This window comes from Kribbella sp. NPDC002412, from assembly GCF_053592935.1.
The window spans coordinates 220939-240254 of record NZ_JBSFBL010000003.1 but is presented as its reverse complement, the minus strand read 5'-3'; the positions used below and the strand labels follow the sequence as shown (position 1 = coordinate 240254).

The 19316-nt window shown below is 68.1% G+C and carries 15 protein-coding genes and 2 pseudogenes; 3 read left to right on the top strand and 14 right to left on the bottom strand.

All coding sequences use genetic code 11. From position 1 onward, the window contains the following. Positions 1–219: 219 nt before the first annotated feature. The 5 genes from ACWCOV_RS04305 to ACWCOV_RS04285 form a co-directional block, all read right to left on the bottom strand. A complete protein-coding gene (locus ACWCOV_RS04305; RefSeq protein WP_449827782.1) occupies positions 220–897 on the bottom strand; it encodes a uracil-DNA glycosylase in 678 nt (225 codons plus the stop codon). 139 nt (positions 898–1036) lie between these two features. Beyond that, complete coding sequence (locus tag ACWCOV_RS04300) at positions 1037–1600, bottom strand: DUF1990 family protein (RefSeq protein ID WP_449827781.1); 564 nt, start codon at positions 1598–1600, stop codon at positions 1037–1039. Further along, positions 1597–2571 carry a YndJ family protein gene (locus tag ACWCOV_RS04295; RefSeq protein ID WP_449827780.1) on the bottom strand — a complete coding sequence of 325 codons (975 nt, stop codon included), beginning with the start codon at positions 2569–2571 and terminating at the stop codon, positions 1597–1599. Before ACWCOV_RS04295 ends, ACWCOV_RS04300 begins: the two co-directional genes overlap by 4 nt. After that, a complete protein-coding gene (locus tag ACWCOV_RS04290; protein ID WP_449827779.1) occupies positions 2568–3590 on the bottom strand; it encodes an LCP family protein in 1023 nt (340 codons plus the stop codon). The genes ACWCOV_RS04295 and ACWCOV_RS04290 overlap by 4 nt, the downstream gene beginning before the upstream one ends. 83 nt (positions 3591–3673) lie before the next feature. Continuing rightward, positions 3674–4477 (bottom strand): helix-turn-helix domain-containing protein, encoded by an 804-nt coding sequence (locus ACWCOV_RS04285; protein WP_449827778.1) that lies wholly within the window; start codon positions 4475–4477, stop codon positions 3674–3676. A 72-nt stretch (positions 4478–4549) separates the two neighbouring features. On the opposite strand from ACWCOV_RS04285, the gene ACWCOV_RS04280 reads away from it, so the two are divergent. Further along, the gene (locus tag ACWCOV_RS04280; protein ID WP_449827777.1) at positions 4550–5341 is read left to right on the top strand and encodes a phytanoyl-CoA dioxygenase family protein; all 792 of its coding nucleotides are present in this window, start codon (positions 4550–4552) and stop codon (positions 5339–5341) included. A gap of 162 nt (positions 5342–5503) precedes the next feature. Next, positions 5504–5797 (top strand): HU family DNA-binding protein, encoded by a 294-nt coding sequence (locus tag ACWCOV_RS04275; protein WP_449827776.1) that lies wholly within the window; start codon positions 5504–5506, stop codon positions 5795–5797. Here the strand turns inward: ACWCOV_RS04275 and ACWCOV_RS04270 are convergent. Further along, complete coding sequence (locus tag ACWCOV_RS04270; protein WP_449827775.1) at positions 5794–6726, bottom strand: SMP-30/gluconolactonase/LRE family protein; 933 nt, start codon at positions 6724–6726, stop codon at positions 5794–5796. The genes ACWCOV_RS04275 and ACWCOV_RS04270 overlap by 4 nt on opposite strands. A gap of 111 nt (positions 6727–6837) precedes the next feature. Beyond that, entirely contained in the window at positions 6838–7773 is a 936-nt protein-coding gene (locus tag ACWCOV_RS04265; RefSeq protein ID WP_449827774.1) for an SMP-30/gluconolactonase/LRE family protein, read from the bottom strand. Between the two features lie 135 nt (positions 7774–7908). On the opposite strand from ACWCOV_RS04265, the gene ACWCOV_RS04260 reads away from it, so the two are divergent. Continuing rightward, on the top strand, positions 7909–9864 hold the full coding sequence (locus tag ACWCOV_RS04260; protein ID WP_449827773.1) for a M13 family metallopeptidase: 1956 nt from the start codon (positions 7909–7911) through the stop codon (positions 9862–9864). Between the two features lie 424 nt (positions 9865–10288). On the opposite strand, the gene ACWCOV_RS04255 is transcribed toward ACWCOV_RS04260, so the two are convergent. From ACWCOV_RS04255 to ACWCOV_RS04225, 7 genes and pseudogenes are all read right to left on the bottom strand, one after another. Beyond that, positions 10289–11800, bottom strand: a complete 1512-nt coding sequence (locus tag ACWCOV_RS04255) for an aminopeptidase P family protein (protein ID WP_449827772.1) — start codon at positions 11798–11800, stop codon at positions 10289–10291. A gap of 36 nt (positions 11801–11836) precedes the next feature. Continuing rightward, positions 11837–12259 carry an aspartate 1-decarboxylase gene (panD, locus tag ACWCOV_RS04250; RefSeq protein WP_360533409.1) on the bottom strand — a complete coding sequence of 141 codons (423 nt, stop codon included), beginning with the start codon at positions 12257–12259 and terminating at the stop codon, positions 11837–11839. Between the two features lie 184 nt (positions 12260–12443). After that, positions 12444–13919, bottom strand: a complete 1476-nt coding sequence (locus tag ACWCOV_RS04245; protein ID WP_449827771.1) for a P-loop ATPase, Sll1717 family — start codon at positions 13917–13919, stop codon at positions 12444–12446. 657 nt (positions 13920–14576) lie between these two features. Then, positions 14577–16763: an MMPL family transporter gene (locus ACWCOV_RS04240; protein ID WP_449827770.1), complete on the bottom strand. Its 2187-nt coding sequence runs from the start codon at positions 16761–16763 to the stop codon at positions 14577–14579. An 81-nt stretch (positions 16764–16844) separates the two neighbouring features. Then, the gene (locus tag ACWCOV_RS04235; protein WP_449827769.1) at positions 16845–17543 is read right to left on the bottom strand and encodes a response regulator transcription factor; all 699 of its coding nucleotides are present in this window, start codon (positions 17541–17543) and stop codon (positions 16845–16847) included. Beyond that, positions 17446–17676: pseudogene (locus ACWCOV_RS04230) on the bottom strand (hypothetical protein); the annotation flags it as partial. The pseudogene ACWCOV_RS04230 and the gene ACWCOV_RS04235, both read right to left, overlap by 98 nt. 837 nt (positions 17677–18513) lie before the next feature. Further along, positions 18514–19254 (bottom strand): annotated as a pseudogene (locus tag ACWCOV_RS04225) (histidine kinase); the annotation flags it as partial. Positions 19255–19316: the final 62 nt, after the last annotated feature.

The following is a 19316-nucleotide window of genomic DNA, read 5'->3' as shown; positions in this document are numbered from 1 at the left end:
CTCTTCCGATCTCGCGCGGCGCGCACGGCGCGCGCGGCGCCGCGCGGCGTTGGGGAGGGCAGGTGCGCGGCGCTGGAGTCAGGTGACCCCGGCGCTGGAGTCAGGTGACCCCAGCGCTGGAGTCGGGTGACCCGGCGCGCGACAGGTGGCCCGGCTCGCCGCGCCTGGGTCCCGTTTGCGCGGTGCTGCGGTGTTGGGCGGCAGGTCGGCGTGGTGTGGTTAGGGGAGGCGCCAGTCCACTGGATCTGCGCCTTGTTCGGCCAGGAGGGCGTTGACCCGGCTGAAGGGGCGGGAGCCGAAGAAGCCTCGGTCGGCGGACATGGGGCTGGGGTGGGCGCTTTCGACGTACGGGGTGTTGCCCAGCATCGGTTTGAGGGTTTGGGCGTCGCGGCCCCAGAGGATGGCGACGAGCGGGGCGTCGCGGTTGACCAGGGCGTGGATTGCTTGTTCGGTGACGGTTTCCCAGCCTTTGCCGCGGTGGGCGCCGGACTTGCCGGGTTGGACGGTGAGGACTCTGTTGAGCATCAGCACGCCCTGGTCGGCCCAGGGCGTCAGGTCGCCGTTCGAGGGGGCCGGTACGCCGACGTCGGCCATCAGCTCGCGGTAGATGTTGGCCAGGCTGCGGGGGATCGGGCGCACGTCGGGCGCGACCGAGAAGCTCAGGCCGACCGGGTGCCCGGGCGTGGGATACGGGTCCTGGCCGACGATCAGCACCTTCACCTGCTGCAACGGTCGATGGAACGCGCGCAGGACGTTCTCACCCGCCGGCAGGTAGGCCCGCCCGGCCGCGATCTCCGCGCGCAGGAACTCGCCCATCTTCGCGACCGTGTCCTCGACCGGCGCGAGCGCCTCGGCCCAGTCCGGCGCCACCAGATCCGTCAAAGTCTTAGGACTCACCCGCCACAGTCTCGCAGCCCCCACCCCCACCCCGCACCCCGGGTTGTCCCCCTTTGTTCGCGTGTCGGTCAGCACCCGGTCTTGTCACGCACGGTACAAAGGACGCGGCCTCGCAAGGTATGAGCTTGCGGGGCCTTTGCTATGGGGTGGCCAGGCGGCGGAGGGCGTTGGCGTAGCGGCGGGCGGCTTGGTGTTGGGCCTTTTGGGTCAGGGGGCCGGGGAGGCGGGTGTACCAGGTGGCGGGGCGGCTGTAGGCGCGGATGGTGAAGTAGATGCCGTCGGGTTCGCGGGTGACGACGAAGGACTCTTCGCCGGATGCGGGGTGGCCCTGGAGGGTGCCGTAGGCGAAGCCGATGCGGTCGGGTTCGTCGACTGTCCAGACGACGCGGCAGGGGACCGGGAGGCCGAGGTGGCCGATCGGGAGGGCAGTGCGGAGGCGGCCGATCAGCATGCCGGCGCCCAGGCGGCCGAGGGTGTTGGCGCCGATGGTCGCGGGGGTGTCGGTGGCGGTCATCGGCAGGCCGGCGGTGCGGTGCATCCGCCAGGTCAGCAGGGCCTCGCCGGCCCGGCGGAACACCTCGTCGCCGGTGCCGATCCGGGTCTTGTACTCCATCCGGTGGTAGCCGGGCGGCGTCTCGTCGTACCGGGTGGATCCGACCACGTCGTACGTGAACCGCAGGTGGTCCAGGTCCTCGAGCTTCATCCGGCCCCTTTCGCAAGTCGTCGCCACGCCAGTACCCCGCAAAGCGCGAAGCCGACCGCGTTCGCCAGCCCGTGCGTGGCGACCATCCACTCCAACGGTAGGTAAGGCGTCGGGGCAACATGCCCCAAGGCCCAGCTCAGCGCCAGCAGCATGGTGACGACGAGGACCGCGGCCGAGACGGTGAGCAGTACGGCGGTGGTCCGATCGGCGTCGCGTGATCGGCGCCAGAGGTTCCAGCCGACGAGCCACATGCCCGCCGTCAGTACGGCGGCGCCGGCGAGCTCGACCGGGTCGCCGAGGAAGAAGCCGAGGAGGACGATCCCGGTGCCGAGCGGGACGCTGATCGCGGCTGCTGTCGTCGCGCTGGTCGCGTCGTCGGCGACGAGATAGGCGATGAGTGCGGCCGCGAAGCCGGCGAAGTGGAAATGGGCGACGGTGAGCGAGAGGACCGTCAGGTTGAAGCCGAACAGCTCGTACGACGATCGTTCGGCGACCAGGGCGAGTGCCGCGATCGACGGGGTGGCGAGGGCGGTGTAGAGCGCGATCTCGCGCGGGTGCAAGCGCTTGTACCGCAGGAAGTCGCGGCCAGCGAACGTGATCAGGACGATGGTGCCGAGGAAGTAGATCGAGGCCAAGGTGATCGACACCGGGCCGCGCGGGAGCCAGAGGGCGAGGGCGCCGGGCAGGGCGAAGAAGAACCACCAGCCCACGCCGGCGGTCGATGAGGAGGGCCGACCGGGCGGACCGGTGAGCCGTCGCGCGAGCCGGTCAGGCAGGTGGGCGAGCCGGTCGGGTAGGAGCGTGAGCCGGTCGGGCTGGTGGGTTAGCCGGTCGGGCGGGTGCGTGAGCCGGTCGGGCGGGTGCGTGAGCCGGTCGGGCCGGAGGCCGAGTCGGGCAGGCAGCAGGGTGAGCCCGAGCGGGACGATGACGAGCATGCCCAGGCTCACCACTGCGTGGACGAGCGTGATCAACTGCTCTTCAGGCCGCTGGTGTTGTCCTCCTTGAGCGCCTTGAACAGGGCCAGCGCCTTCGTCCGGTCCCAGCGCACGCCGATCCCGTCCTGCGCCGTCCGGTAGCTGTCGTCGCCGATCGGCACGGTCAGCGTGACGCCGCCGCTGCCGGAGATCGCCCGCATCCCGAGCGCGAACTTGCCGAAGTCGAACAGCCCCATGTCCTTGTCCACGGTCAGCGCGTCGACGCCCTTGGTCGAGACGTTGTAGAAGCGCACCGGGTTCAGGAACGTCGAGGGCGAGGCGACCTTCTTGGCGACCGCGCCGACCATCTCGCGCTGCCGCTGCACCCGGCCGAAGTCGTTCTGGCCGTCGGCGTGCCGGGACCGCACGTAGCCGAGCGCGTTGACGCCGTCGAGCTCCTGGCAGCCGGCCGGCAGGTCGATGTGCGCGTCCTTGTCCTTCATTGCCTTGGGCAAGCACATCTGGATGCCGCCGACACTGTCGATGATCGAGGCGAAGCCGCCGAAGCCGATCTCGACGTAGTGGTCGATCCGCAGCCCGGTCGCGCCCTCGATGGTCTGGATCAGCAACGCCGGGTTGCCCCTGCCGATCGCGTACGCGGCGTTGATCTTCCGCTTGTTCTTCTGGCCGGGTACGTCGACCACGCTGTCCCGCGGGATGCTCAGCAGGACGGTCGGGCCGGACTCCGGGACGTGCATCAGCATGATCGAGTCGGTTCGCGCGCCGGCCTCGCCGCCGGTGTGCAGCCGGGCCCGCTCGGCCCGGCTGAGGTCGTCACGGCTGTCCGAGCCGACCATCAGGTACGTCGTTCCGGGCGTGTCGGCCGGCCGGTCGCCGGTCGGCATCGCGTCGATCTTGTCGATCCGGCCCCACGCGTACAGCGGGACCGCGATCAGCATGAGGACGAACAGCAGGACGATCAGTCCGACGGTCCGGAGGAACCAGTTCCGCTTCTTCTTCGGCTTGGCGGGCGGCCGGTTCACGTAGCGCGGGTCGATGGGCTGCGGTTGACTCATACCCACGACCGTATCGGGGTTCGGTGCCGCGCACGTCACCCCACTGAACGGTTCTACCGGTCGGAAAGTCGATCGCGCCTCCTTCAGAAGGAGGAAATCCGGCCCGAAATCGAACCAGACCGCCGGAACGCGCGTGGCGACAGGCCGACACGTGCGGTGAACAACCGGGTGAAGTAGGCGGGATCGTCGTACCCGACCTGCCGGCCGACGGCCGCGACGGACAGGTCCTCCTCGGCCAGGAGAGCCTTTGCCACGTTGAGTCTTGTGGTCAGGACCAGTTCCTGCGGCGTGGAACCGGTGGTACGGCGGATGGCCTCGCGCAGCTCTCTCACGGTCAGCCCGAGCTCTGCGGCATAGTCCTGAACGCTCAGCGGCCTGCACGCCAACGCGGTGAGCTGGGCGGCCACGTCGTCGTCAGGTGGCGGTGCAGCCTGGGCGATGAGGTCATAGAGCGCAGCAACAGTCTGTACGGCGTTGTGCGCGGTGCTGACCCGCAGCAGCCGAGTGAAGGCTCGGTCGACGGGTCGTGGATCGGAGTACCGCCGTACTGGCTGGCTGGGGTCGAGGTGGCCAAGTGTGGTGAGTGCAGCCGTTACTGGACCGCTGAAGAGTGTCCAGGCCTGGCGCCAGCGGGTGGTGGGTCGGTAGCCGTGCAGGACGCCTGGGTAGAGCCAGAGCATGGCTGGCGCGTGTACCTCGAACAACTGGCGGTCAGGGCCGTGCAGAAGGTGTCCGCGGCCCTCCTTGATCCAGACGAGGGCATGACAACCGAGGGCGCGTTCGGGAGTCGGTCCTTTGGGGTTCTCCTGCTCGCCGACACCGAGGCAGAAGAGTCCAAGTTCTCGCTCAGGGATCCCTGGAGTCAGGTACGTCGACCAGTTCGGCACATGACAAGGGTCCAAGAAGTGGGTCGCCGGTGTCCATTCCGGTGGCCGGCGGTCGCGGGTGGAATGAGTGGTGTGCTGACTTCCAACGGATATGTGCTGGACGAGTCCGACCGCCGGCTCGGTGAGCTGAGCGTCGTACCGGATCGAGACCGCAGGGAGCTGCCGCGGTTGCGGGAGCGGCTGCGGGAGGACGGGTACCTGTACCTGACCGGGTTGCTGGATCCCGTGACTGTGTTGGGGTTTCGGCAGTACTACTTCGGCCTGACCGATGCCGTCACCGACCGGGCGGCGTACCGGAAGGTGCTGTTCGACCAGATCGTGCCCGGGCGCGAGTACGCCGCCTTCTGCACGCAGCCGGCGCTTCGCGGGTGGTTCGAATGGTTCCTGGGTGCCGAGACGTTCCTGCACCGGCGGAAGATCATCCGGCAGACCGCACCGGGTGAGAACGGGATCGGTACGGCGACACAGGCGCACTACGACCTGGTGTATCTCCGGGAGGGCTCTGACCAGGTGCTGTCGGCGTGGATCCCATTGGGCGACTGTCCGCTCGCGCGTGGCGGCCTGACGTACCTGGAGGGCAGTCACCACCGCGTGCTCGAGGAGGAGGCGTCAGGGCGGCGGAAGCGCCCAGCTGCGTCGATCACCGCGGACCTGCCGGGGCTGGCGGACGAGCACGACGCGCGGTGGCTGGTCACCGACTACGCGGCCGGCGACGTGGTCATTCACACCGCGCATACCGTCCATGCGGCCCTCGACAACGTGTCGACCGACATGCGGTTGTCCACCGACATCCGCTACCAGCGGGCCGACCACGCGATCGACGGTCGCTGGCAGAACCACTGGCACGACCAGGACGGGCTGTGAACTCCCATCGACGACCACAGACCCGGCAAAGTTCCCGCAACGGCGGGGTTGACCGAAATGCGGGCGCTTCTCGCTAACGACAATCATTTCGGTTAAGGTGCTGGCGATCGACCGGGACGGCGGCTGAGGTGCCGTCCCGGCGGCACGAGTCTGAGGAGAGCCGTGAATCGCAGCGAGCTGGTCGCCGGCGTGGCGCAGAAGGCAGGCATTCCGCGGAACCAGGCCGAGAAGGTGCTCGACGCGCTGGGCGACGTCGTCACCGAGGCAGTGCACAAGGGCGACAAGGTGTCGCTGACCGGCCTGCTCAGCATCGAGCGGGTGCTGCGCGCGCCGCGCACCGGCCGCAACCCGCAGACCGGCGAGCCGCTGTCCATCCCGGCCGGCTACTCCGTCCGGTTGTCCTGCGGCAGCCGTCTGAAGGCCGCGGCCCGCGGCGACCTGCGGACGATCTCCTAGCGCCGTACGGCCGTCACCCAGTACGGCGTGTCCGGTGTCGGCGGCGTGTTGAAGCGGGCATTCGGCAGGTAGAGGCGCTTCCCGAAGGCAGCGACTGTGGTCGGGATGTCGAAGTCCGGGCTGGTGATCGTCCGGACCAGTACGCCCCTGGTGCCGGAGCTGTTGAGCTTGACGACCGCGACCTGGTTCAGCTGGTTCTGCACGACGTACAGGGTCCGGCCGAGCACCAGCAGGCCGTCGCCGTTCGTCATCAGTGCGCCGCCGAGGTCGACTCGCTTCGTCACACCGGTCCACGGGTTCACCTTGAACAGGAAGCCGGTGCTGGACTGCACGACGAGCAACGCGCGGCGGTCCGGTGTCAGCGCGATGCCGTTGAGGTTGAACCCGGGCTGGTGCACGTAGTCACCGGTCAGCGGGATCGTGCGTACGGCGGACTGCGGCGCCAGCCTGCCGTGCTTGCCGAACGGCACCTTGTAGAGGACCGGCTTCTGCGAGTCGGTGAACCAGGCGGCGCCGAGGCCGAGGATGACGTCGTTGACGAACGTCGGCGCGGTGGCGAACGTGTACGTCCTGAGGATGTCGCCGCTGCGCGAGTCGACCACGCGGGCGTTGCCGGCCGGGCCGCCCGACACGAACAGCCGGCCGCGGTTGTCCACCTTCAGCCCGACAGACGGCGTACCGGGACCTTGGCTGATCACCTTGCCCTCGCCGGTCCGCAGGCTGGCGGCGTAGATGTCGCCGTCGGCGCGGGAGCCGAAGTAGGCGATGCCGTTCCGGATCGCGATGCCCTCCGGCAGGAAGCCGTTCGGCAGCTCGATCCTGGTCGGGAACGATCTGGCGGTGTGGGCGGAGGCCGGTGTGGTGACCAGCCCGAGGATCAGAGCAGGCAGCGCGAGCGTGATCCCCAGTCGGCGAACAAGGCGTGGCATGAGCAGAGTCCTCCCCGGTATGTGCCGCGGAGTCGGCTCAGTGCCCCAGACGGCCGACGTGCGGCTCGTTGTGCCTTCAACTTATGACAACGAGCCGCACGCGGGAACGGTTCAGCGCTGGACCGCGGTCACCCAGTACGGCGTGTCCGGAGTCGGCGGCGTGGTGAAGCGAGCGTTCGGCAGGTACAGGCGGGACCCGAAGGCCGCCGCGGTGGTCGGCACATCGAAGTCCGCGCTGGTGATCTCGCGGACCAGGTGTCCCTGGGTGGCGGACGGGTCGATGCTGAGCACGGCGATCTTGTTGAGGCGGTTCTGGACGACGTAGAGCGTCGTACCGATGACGAGGATGCCGTCGCCGTTCGTCATCACGGCGCTGCCGATGTCGATCTTGCGCGTGGCGCCGGTGCGTGCGTCGACCCGGAACAGCGAGCCCGTCGACGACTGAACGATGATGAGCGCGTTGCCGTCCGGGGTGAGCGCGATGCCGTTGGCGTTGTTGACGTCCGGGACGTGCTGGTAGTCGCCGCTGTAGGCGATGGTCTGGACGGCGGAATGCGCGGGCAGTTGGCCGTCGCGGCCGAGCGGGACCTTGTAGAGGACGGGCTTGCGTGAGTCGGTGAACCACGCCGCGTCCTTGCTGACGATCACGTCGTTCACGAACGTCGGGGCGGTCGTGGTGAAGGTGTAGCTCGCGAGCACCGCGCCGGTGCGGGTGTCGATGACTCGGCCGTTGCCTCCGGCCGCGCCGGCGACGAACAGGCGGCCGCGGTGGTCGACCTTCATGCCGAGCGAACCCGTTCCGGGTCCTTCGGTGATCACCTTGCCCTGGCCGGTCTTCAGGTCGGCGGCGTAGATGTCGCCGTCGAGTCGCGAGCCGAAGTACGCCGTACCGCGGGCGATCGCGATCCCTTCGGGCTGGAAGCCGTTCGGCAACTCGATGCGGGTTGGGAACTCGGTCGGCTGTGCGGATGCCGAGGTGCTGACGAGGCCGAGCATCAGCGCCGGGACGCTGAGGACGGCGGTGAGCCTGCGGACGAGGCGTGGCATGGGCGGGGTCCCTCCTGATCCGATGTCTTTACCCGGGTCAACGGTAGGGGTCTGTGGATAGTTCAGAGCGGTCGCCGAGGACACCGGGTACTGTCGCTGCCAGCAACATCAGGCGAACTCAGGCAAGGGGCTGGGATGACTGCAGGGATCGACATTTCGGGTCTGTCCGGGACGGTGCGGCCGCAGGACGACCTGTACCGACACGCGAACGGGCCGTGGCTGGAACAGCACGAGATCCCGGCGGACAAGGCCATCTACGGCGCCTTCCACGCGTTGTCGGACACTGCCGAGCAGGACGTCCGCGCGATCGTCGAGAAGACCGTCGCCGCGGGGCATCCGGAAGGCAGTGAGGCGCGCAAGGTCGCCGACCTCTACAGCAGCTTCATGGACACCGAGACGATCGAGCGGCTCGGCGCCGAGCCGATCGCCGACCAGCTCGCGCTGGTCCGTGGGATAGCCGGCACCGGCGACCTGGCCGCCGCGCTCGGCACGCTTGAGCTGCAAGGTGTGTCCGGGGTGTTCCACACCTGGATCGACGCCGACGCGAAGAAGTCCGACGAATACATCGTGTACTTCATGCAGGGCGGGATCAGCCTGCCCGACGAGTCCTACTACCGCGAGGACACCTTCGCCGAGATCCGTACGGCGTTCGTCGCGCACGTCGCGCGGATGCTCGAGCTGGCCGGACTGCCCGATCCGTCCGGGGCCGCTGAGCGGATCATGGAGCTGGAGACGCGGATCGCGTCCGGGCACTGGGATCGAGTCAAGGACCGCGATGTCACGCTGACCTACAACAAGCTGGACCGGGGCGGGCTGGACGAGCTCACTCCTGGGTTCGACTGGTCGCGCTGGCTTGAGGGCGCCGGCGTACCGGCGAGTGCTGTCGAGCAGGTCGTCGTGCGTGAGCCGGACTTCTTCACCGCGGCCGCGGGGGCGCTGCAGGAGGTCGAGCTCGAGCGGTGGAAGGAGTGGCTGAGCTGGCGGATCGTGCACGACGCGGCGCCGCTGCTGAGCTCGGACTTCGTGAACGAGAACTTCGCCTTCTACGGCAAGACGCTGACCGGTGCGCCGGAGCTGCGCGAGCGGTGGAAGCGCGGTGTCGGCGTGGTCGAGTCCGCGCTGGGTGAGGCGCTCGGCCGGCTGTACGTCGAGGAGCACTTCCCGCCGGCGGCCAAGGCCCGGATGGTCGAGCTCGTGGCGAACCTGGTCGAGGCGTACCGGCAGCGGATCGACGCGCTCGACTGGATGGGGCCGGACACCCGGCAGCGTGCGCTGGACAAGCTCGCCGCGTTCGTGCCGAAGATCGGCTACCCGGACAAGTGGAAGGACTACAGCGCGCTCGAGACCGACCCGGCCGACCTGTTCGGCAACGTTCGCCGGTCGGTCGCGGTCGAGACCGCGCGTGAGCTGGCCAAGCTCGGGCAGCCGGTGGACCGGACCGAGTGGAAGATGACGCCGCAGACGGTCAACGCGTACTACAACCCGCGGATGAACGAGATCGTCTTCCCGGCCGGCATCCTGCGGCCGCCGTTCTTCGACCTGGATGCCGACGACGCGGTCAACTACGGCGCGATCGGCGCGGTGATCGGGCACGAGATCGGCCACGGGTTCGACGACCAGGGGTCGCGGTACGACGGCGACGGCAACATCAACGACTGGTGGACCGACGACGACCGCGCCGCCTTCGAGCAGCGCACCGACAAACTCGTCGCGCAGTACGACGCCCTCTCGCCGGCCGAGACGCCGGGCCAGCACGTGAACGGCAAACTCACCCTCGGCGAGAACATCGGCGACCTGGGCGGCCTGTCGATCGCCTACGTCGCCTACCAGCTGTCCCTGGACGGCGCCGAGCCCCCGGTCATCGACGGCCTCACCGGCAGCCAGCGCTTCTTCCTCTCCTGGGCCACCGCCTGGTCCACCAAAACCCGCCCCGAAGAAGCCGCCCGCCGCCTGGCCATCGACCCCCACTCCCCACCCGAGTTCCGCTGCAACGCAGTAGCCAAAAACATCGACGCCTTCCACACCACCTTCAACACCACCGAGTCAGACGCCATGTGGCTAGCCCCCGAGGACCGCGTCCGCATCTGGTAACCCATCCGGCGATCCGTGGGCGGCCGGCTGCCAACCAGCACCCGACAACCCACCGGCACGGCCACAACCAAACCCGGCAGCTCACCGCCAACGGCGGCGAGCTGCCGGGCCGCAGTTAGTGGTGCGGTGGGTCGGCGGTCCGGCTGACCAGCTCACCCGGTGGGTCGGACGCCAGCTGGCTTGCTGACCAGCTTCCCTGGTGCCGCGGCAAGCCATCAGGCACCGGCGGGCGGGTCGGCTCACGTGGAGCTCGGTGGTTTGGCTGGCCACTGGCAATCCCCGGGGCGGGGTGGTGGCGCCAGCCTCGGCGGCCGACCGGCTCGGCTGACGACCACCACCCGGTGGTCCGGCTTACAAACACAACCCGGCAGCTCGCCGCTGTAGGCGGTGGGCTGCCGGGGTGTGGTTGGTGGTGAAGGTGGGGTTAGGAGGCCATCCAGGATTGGAGGGCTTCTGGGGTTCGGGGCATGGCTTCGGAGAGGTTTTCGGTGCCGTCTTGGGTGATGAGGATGTCGTCTTCGATGCGGATGCCGATGCCGCGGAGGTCTTCGGGGACGGTGAGGTCGTCGGACTGGAAGTAGAGGCCCGGTTCCACGGTGAGGACGTAGCCGGTTTGGACCTGGCCCTTGCGGTACTTCTCTTCGCGGGCGGACGCGCAGTCGTGGACGTCGAGGCCGAGCATGTGGCTCACGCCGTGCAGGGTGTAGCGCTGGTAGAGCATGCTCTCCGGGTCGAGCGCCTCCTCGGCCGACACCGGCAGCAACTCCATCGCGTCGAGGCCGTGCACGATGACCTCCATCGCCGCCTCGTGCCCGGCGCGGAACGCCGCACCCGGCCGGAGCGCCGCGATCCCGGCGTTCTGCGCGTCGAGCACCAGCTGGTACAGCTCGCGCTGCCGCGGCGTGAACTCACCGTTGACCGGCAGCGTCCGGGTGATGTCCGCGGTGTACAGCTGCCGGTTCTCCACACCCATGTCCAGCAGCATCAGCGTGCCGTCGTCGACGGTGCCGTCGTTCTCGATCCAGTGCAGCGTGGTCGCGTGCGGTCCGGCGGCGGCGATCGAGGTGTACCCGACATCGTTGCCCTCGGCCCGGGCCCGGCGCCAGAACGTGCCCTCGATCCAGCGTTCGCCGTACTCGCGGACCTTGTCCATCTCGGCGAGTACGTCGGAGAAGCCGCGGTGCGTGATCGCGACGGCGTTACGCAGTTGCTCGATCTCCCACGGGTCCTTCACCAGCCGGAGCTCGGACAGCGTCGCGGCCAGCTCCCGGTCCTTGGCGGCCTCCGTCTTCGTGCCGCTCAGCAGCGCGGCGATCGACTCGTGCTCCGCGCGGCGCACCCGGGTCGGCACGTCGCCCTTGAGCGCGTCCGCGAGCCCGTCGACATGCCGGGTCTCGATGCCGAACTCCTTGGCGGTCTCGGTCAGCGACGGACGCCGGCCGGCCCAGAGCTCGCCGTACATCCGGTCGCGCCAGAACTCCTCGCCCTGGCCGCGGTCGGCGCGCGGGCGGAAGTACAGGATCGCGTCGTGGCCGCTGGTGCCGTTCGGCTCGAGCACGAGCACCGAGTCGGAGGTCTGGTTGCCGGTCAGCCACACGTAGTCGGTGTGCGGGCGGAAGACGAAGTCGGTGTCGTTCGACCGGACCTTGTACGTGCCGGCCGGGATCACCAGCCGCTCGCCCGGGAACGCCTGCGACAGCGCGTCCCGCCGCTTCGCCGCCCACACGCCGACGTCGCTGAGCGTCACGTCCTGTCGCTCGGAGTCGGCCCACCCCGAGTTCATGAACGCCCGCAGCTTCGGGTTCGGCTCGTTGTCGTGCGACGCCGTCTTCGGCGCCGCCTCCTCAGCCGTGGCGGCGCCCGCGGCGGTGTTGGCTGCGGTGGCGGTCTCCGGGGCAGTGTTCTCGGCTGCGGTGGTCTCGGTCGTGTCGGTCATCGTCGACCAGTCCTCGTCTCGGCGCGGGGCTGTATTTCAGCGCTGGTTGTGCAGTTGGTCGCCGCGGAGCGTGCCGCTGTCCGGCAGCGCCTCGGCGGGGTCGGAGCCGATGCGAGTGATCGCATTGTGCTCGTCCACGAAGACTACGCTCGGCTCGAACACCTTCGCCTCCGCGGTGTCGAACATCCCGTACGCGATCAGGATCACCAGGTCACCCGGATGGATCAGGTGCGCCGCCGCCCCGTTGATCCCAACCACCCCGGACCCGCGCGGCCCTTCGATCAGGTACGTCGACAGCCGGTTGCCGTTCGTGATGTCGACGATGTCCACCTTCTCGCCGGGCAACAGGTCCGCTGCGTCCATCAGCTCCGCGTCCAGCGTGCACGACCCGACGTAGTCCAGATCCGCCTGCGTCACGGTCGCTCGGTGCACCTTCGACTTCATCATCTCGCGCCACATGCCCGCCATGATCCAGCCCGCCCACCACCCCGTCAGTAACCCCCATCACCCAACCGGTTAACTCCACACCGGAGCGTCCGGCCCGCGCAAGGTGAACTCGCCCGGGCCGGCACTTGACGGCTACTGGCGGGTGAGATCGCGTTGGCGGGTGGTGGGACGGGCTCGTTGGGGCGGAGGGAGTCGCCTAGAAGCTCGCCATCCGCCAGGGAATATTCAGCCCACGAGTCAGGGCATTATGGAGCACGATCTCTTGGTCCAGATTCAGTCGAGATCTAGGGTTGTGAAATATGAAGTTGAGACGCATTTCGTTTCCGGCTTGATAGCGGTTGGCGATAGCGCCTATGCGATATAGTTGTTCTAACATTGGAATCAATTCCAACGAGCGGTATCTGCGATCCCGCTCCTTCCAGGCTCGCAAGCGCGCGAGCCTGAATGCGTTGCCGGTCAGTGATTCGACAAGATCCATTGCGAGCTTGCTCTCCCTCGCGCCGATGGCAGGCATTAATCCTGTTCGGATCTCTTCGACGAAATACTCCGAGGCGTATTCTTTTACTCCTGCGATCACGTCCTGAATGCCCGGTAGTCCGGCCGGCGGAGAGTGCCTGGCGATGCTGGTCATCAGTTGAAGGAAGTCTCGTGGCAGATATCGCGTGTTGGAAATCAGGTAGGGTATTACCTCGTCAATTCTATTACCTTGCTTGATTTCGCGTGGAAGGTAGTCTTTGATGATGTCTCCCACGTCTGCGGCATGAACGCGTGCCTTGGTTTCGGCCAGGTCGATTAGATGGGTATCCTCGGGGCGGCGACTTGTCGGAAACCAGTCTAGGTTCACGGCGGAACCTGAATAGATCTTGTTTGCGTCGGCATATCCAAGGCTGTAGAAAAGGTCTGTACGGCAGAGGATGACCAGCCGAATGTTTGAGCCCGCCGCTATGAGTTGCTTGCTCAGGCGCTCTGCACTGACGATCAGGGCTGTCAGCGTCTCCCATCGCAGATTGTCCTCCTCGCCGATGGCGAGAGAGTCTAGTCCATCAATGAACACGAAATGTCGTCCGCTGGTGACAAAGTTCGTGACTAGGTTTCGAACTGTCTCTGTTACCTCATAGAACGGCAGGGAGTTGGACTGCGACATCAACCCGATACCCGCCTCGATACCAGGAGGCTTGGCCTTGAGGTCCAGTGAACTGAGTCGCAAAACGGCGTCCTTTAGGGTTCGTGATGGTAGGAGTCCCGCTCTGCGCAATGTGGCCCAGGTCTGTGCATATTCTTTCTCATGGTGACTTGACGCGAGCGTATCACCCTCTAAGGATGCGAGGATCTGAACACATAAGAGATAGGTCCACACGGTCGGGATGCGCGCCTGCCTGGTCTCGCCGCCTATATCCAAATGCGCAAGGTCCACGAATGGAAAGTCGATGAGTTCGACGATGCGCACAAACCAGTCATCACGCTGCTGACTTTTGATTGAGAAGTGTTCAGAGATTGAACTCTTCCCGGCTCCTTTTGGGCCAAGCACAAGCCACTTAGTGCCGTTGACGATATTCTCGATCACGTTGCCGGGGTCGTAGAATCCGGTGTCAAGTAGCTGGCTATCAAAGATTCGCTCATCCTCTGCCGAGTTGCGTCCGAAAACCAGCTCTCTAAGTGGCGTCCTGCTCACAATCTCCCCCAGGGACTCGTCGATGTTCAGTGCATGATCTCCTAGGCGAGACCCAGGGTCGCTCAGGTGAACATGCCCGTCTGAAAATCGAAACCTAGCTGACTTGAGTCGACTTGCACAGCCCAAGAGTTGGGCTAATCAGCCGGACGGTCCTTGAGGTCTGGCGAGCAGTTGGGTTAATCAATTGCTTGATCCTGCGTCTCGTGGATCTGGAGGTTCTCGTTGCTCCCTCGATCGATGAGATGCCTTCGAGCCGGGGAAGCCCGGAGTGTCCATGCAAAACGCTGCGCTTCAGCACCATCGAGCATCGCGAGGCGCCTCTGACCGTTGGACGGTCCGCGTTCCTGAGCCAGCCCTGCGCAGCGCCACGCTTAAGCGAGGCTCAACTGACTGGTCGGGCCGTGTTTCGATTCCATCTGCATGAGCATCCCCAAGCGCCACCTTCGCCCTGGAAGCCGCGACAAGAAGATTGCACTGAAGCCTCTCGGATGATGTGAGCCTCTGACTCGGCACTCGGTGAGCGTTGTGGGTCGAAGGTGCCGACCGTCCAGACACCGAGTCCGTTGCGGACGTCGCCGTTCAAACTCAGTTGGTTCTGGCAATCAGCTGGCGTGCTGCGATGCCGAGCCCACCGCTGCCCAGCCGCCCGCCGAGACCTCACCCCACGAGCTCTGGCTTGCGGGTGGGGGTGGGCTGGTTGGAGCGGAGGGAGTCGCCTTCTACGTCGACGTTGGGGAGGAGGCGGTTGAGCCAGCGGGGGAGGTACCAGGCGGAGCGGCCGAGGAGGGCCATGACGGCGGGGACGATGGTCATCCGGACGATGAAGGCGTCGATGGCCACCGCCAGGGCCAGGCCGAAGCCCATCTCGCGGATCAGGGTCTGGCTGGACAGGATGAAGCCGGAGAAGACGGCCGTCATGATGACCGCGGCTGCAGTGACTACGCGGGCGCCGTGGGCGAATCCGTCGACGACTGCGGTCCGAGGCTCGGCGCCGTGGACGTGTTCCTCGCGCATCCGGGTGACCAGGAAGATCTGGTAGTCCATCGCGAGGCCGAAGACCACGCCGATCAGGAAGATCGGCAGCATGCTGATCACCGGCCCGGTCTGCCCCTCGATCCCGAACACTCCGGCCAGCCAGCCCCACTGGAACACCGCGACCACTGCGCCGAACGTCGCCGCGACCGTGAGCAGGAAGCCCAACGTCGCCTTCAGCGGCACGAGCAGCGAGCGGAACACCAGCATCAGCAGCAGGAACGCGAGCCCGACTACCAGCAGCAGATACGGCAGGAGCGCATCGCCGAGCTTGTCCGAGAAGTCGATGCTGATCCCGGTCGCGCCGGTCACGGCCACCTCGGTGCTGTCGTTCTCCGGCAACCCTCTGATCGCCTGCACCAGGTCGCGCGTCTCCGTCGTCCCCGGGCCGCTCGACGGGATCACCGTCAGCAACGCCGTGTCCCCAGCCGGGTTGAACGTCGGCGGCGTCACCATCGTCACGTCTGGCAGCGCACGAATGGCGGTCGCGGTCGCGCCGGCCGCGGTCCGCGGATCGGCGGCCCCATCGGCATCGACCACCACCATCAGCGGCCCGTTGAATCCGGGCCCGAAGCCCTCGGAGAGCAGATCGTACGCCTTGCGCTGAGTGGAGTCGGGAGCCGCCGTGCTGTCATCGGGCAGCCCGAGCTCCAGGTCGGTGGCCGGGATCGCCATCGCCCCGAGACCGATCACGGTCACCAGCAGCACCGCCACCGGCCGCCGCGTGACGAACCGACCCCACCGGCGTCCGGCCGACATCCGCCCGGCCGCCTCGGGATCACCGGCCCGCAGCCCCGGGATCCGCCCGCCCAGCACCCGCCGCCCGGCGAAGCCCAGCAGCGCCGGCAGCAAGGTGAGCGCGATCGCCACCGCCAGCACGACGGTGAATGCGGCTGCCAGCCCCATCTGGGTGAGGAACGGGATGTCGACGATGAACAGCCCGGCCAGCGCGATCACCACGGTCAGCCCGGCGAACACCACTGCGGACCCAGCCGTGCCGACCGAGCGGCCGACTGCCTCCTCGGGCTCCAAGCCGGTGCTCAGCTCGTGTCGGTACCGCGACATGATGAACAACGCGTAGTCGATCGACACCGCGAGCCCGATCATCAACGCCAGGATCGGCGTCCCCGAACCGATGTCGATGAAGCCGGTCGCGGCGGTGATCGCGGTGACCCCGATGCCGATCCCGATGATTGCCGACAGCAACGGGAGGCCGGCGGCGATCAGCGAGCCGAACGTGATCAGCAGGACGACGGCCGCCACCCCGAGACCGATCACCTCGGTCAGGCTCTGCTCGTCCTGGACCTGCATGGCGTCTCCGCCGTACTCGACCGTGAGGCCGGCGGCGCGCGCGGGCTCGACCGCGGCGGCGACCGCCTCCTGGGCCTCGGGCGTGACCTCTTGCGCGGTCACGTCGTACGTGACTTGGGCGTAGCCCGTGCGGCCGTCGGCGGAGATCGCCTTGGCGGTGAACGGATCGATGACGCGGGCAACCTGTGGCGCTGCCTCGAGCCGGCCGACGGTCTCCTGCACTTCCGCGGTCGCGGCGGGGTCGGTGAGCTTCTGACCGTCCGGCGCCCGGAAGACGACGCGTGCGGTGCCGGCGTCGGCGCCGGCCTGTGGGAAGCGTTCGTTGAGCAGGTCCGCCGCGCGTTGCGACTCGGTGCCCGGGATCGAGAAGCCGTCGGCGGTCGAACCGGACAGGGTGGCCGCGCCGGCCACGCCGGTGGCCAGCAGACCAAGCCACGCCAGCACCACCAACCGGCGCCGGCGGAAAGCGAACCGGCCGAGCCGGTAGAGGAAGGTAGCCATGCCGCCGATCGTTCCGGGCGGGCGTTGTAGCCCGCGTCGGTCAGCCGTGGGCTTCTCGACGTACTGCGGACGCCGTACGGGCTACTGCGTCTGCGGTACGTCGGTTGCCGGAGTCGTCCCGGGGCGGACGAGGCCGGTCTGGTAGGCGACCACTACCAGCTGGGCGCGGTCGCGGCAGTCGAGTTTCACCATCGCACGGTTGACGTGCGTCTTCGCGGTCGAGGGGGACAGCACCAGGCGTTCGGCGATCTCGTCGTTGGTCAGGCCAAGGGCGACCAGGCTGACGATCTCGCGCTCCCGGTCGGTGAGGACGTCGAGTGCGGACGGGCCGACGTCCTGGCCGATCCGCGGCTCCGCCAGGAAGCGGTTCATCAGGCCGCGGACCGCCTTCGGGGAGAGCAGCGCGTCGCCGCGGGCGACCACCCGGATCGCGTTGATCAGCTCGGCCGGTTCGACGCTCTTGCCGAGGAACCCGCTGGCGCCGGCCCGGATCGCCTCGAAGACGTACTCGTCGACCTCGAACGTGGTCAGGATCAGCACCTTCACCCCGGCCAGCGCCTCGTCCGCGGTGATCTGCCGGGTCGCCGCGAGGCCGTCGACCCCGGGCATCCGGATGTCCATCAGGATCACGTCGGCGCGCTCGGTCCGGGCCCGCTCGACCGCCTCCCGGCCGTTCGACGCCTCAGCAACGACCTCCAGATCGGGTGCTGAGTTCACCAGCACCCGGAACCCGCTGCGAATCAGCGTCTGGTCGTCGGCCAGCAAGACCCGGATCGTCACTCACATCTCCCGTCTCGAGAGGAAGCACAGCATGTATGCCGAACCCGCCGCCCGGCTCGGGTCCGGTCCGCAGCTCTCCACCTACGGCGGTCACCCGCTCCCACATCCCGACCAGTCCGTGTCCTGCCCCGAGACGCGCGGGGTTGGCGGTGGGGGCGGCGCCGTTGGGGCGGGGTGGGGAGGAGGTGGTGGCCTCGCCGGCGTGGGGGGTGGAGATGCCTGCGGAGTCGAGGCTGGGGCCGGCTGGCTGGGGCGCCGGGGAGCCGGCGATGGGGTGAGGGCCGCCTCCGTCGGCCCAGGGGGTGGGGGGAGGGGTGCCCGGGGTGGGTCCGGGGGTGGCGCTGGGCCGGGCGTCATTGGGGTGGGGTGTGGAGGTCGCGGCGCCGGGGCGGGCCTCGTTGGGGTGGGATCTGGAGGTGGCGGGGCGGGGCGGGGCGTCGCTGGGATGGGGTGTCGAGGTGCTGGTGCCGGGGTGGACGTCGTGGGGTTGAGGTGTGGAGGTACCGGGGCGGGGTGCGGAGGTGGCGGTGTCGGCGTTGGGTGTGGACGTGGCGGGGCCGGGGTGGGCGCCGTTGGGGTGGGGTTTGGGGATGGTGCTTGGTCGGGGCTCGCCGTGGCGGAGGGTGCCGGCCGCGGACGGCTGGGACGCGGAGGTGAGGGCTGGGGCGAGTGGTTTGGCGCGGGTGGAAGTCGGCGGGGCGGTGTTGGTGATGTCGATGGTCAGGGTGCCGGGGTGGCGGGACAGCTGGAGGTGGGCGGTGGCGCCGGGGGCGTGTTTGAGGACGTTCGTCAGGGACTCCTGGACGATCCGGTACGCCGTCAGTTCGATGACGTCCGGGAGATCGCCCAGGGAGTCGGGGAGGTGCCAGTCGACCTCGACTCCGGCGGCGGTGAAGGAGGCGATCAGGGCGCCTAGCTCGTGGAGGGATGGCGTGGGGGTGGTGGGGAGCGATGAGCCGGAGCGACGCAGTACGCCGAGGAGGACCGTGAGCTCTTGCAAGACCGTGCGTCCGCCGGAGCGGACCAGGGCCAGGGCGCGCTCGGCTTCCTCCGGCTGGGTCCGCAGCACGTGGGCGGCCACGCCGGACTGGACGTTCATCAGGGCGATGTGGTGCGCGATGACGTCGTGGAGCTCATGGGCGATGCGGAGCCGCTCCTCGATCACCCGGCGCTGGGCCTCCTCCTCGCGTGACTGCTCCGCGCGCAGCGCCCGCTCTTCCAGCTCTTGCTGCAGAGCACGCCGGTACCGCACGGCCTCGGCGACCGCGCCGGCGAAGAGCACCAGGAACATCAGGCCCAGGTTGTCGAGCACGTTGCCGTCGGAGACCGGGGCGTCCGCGACCAGCGTCAGCAACGCGACCACGGCGACGGCGATCGAGCGGGTACGGCGGTCCTTCTCCATCACGACCGTGTAGACCGCGCAGGCCATGAACAGGACGATCGGGCTCTTGCCCTGCTCGACGATCAGGTAGGTGATCGTGACGGCCGTGGTCACCGCGAGCACGACGAGCGGCGCGAGCCGGCGGAGGGCGAGCGCGATCGCCGCGACGACCGTCAGCACCACGACCGTCGGCGTCAGCTGGATCCGCTCGCCGACGTGCCGGCTGCCCGGCACGATCAGGTTGAGGGCCAGCAGCGTCAGTGCGAGGCCGTGATCCAGCGCCAACGGGTGCCACTTGAAGTCGCGGCAGAACCGCAGCAGCGCGCCCATTCCCTCACAGTACGTGGTCACCCACCGAAACCACGTCGGCCAGCGGCTGTATCTGAGCAGTA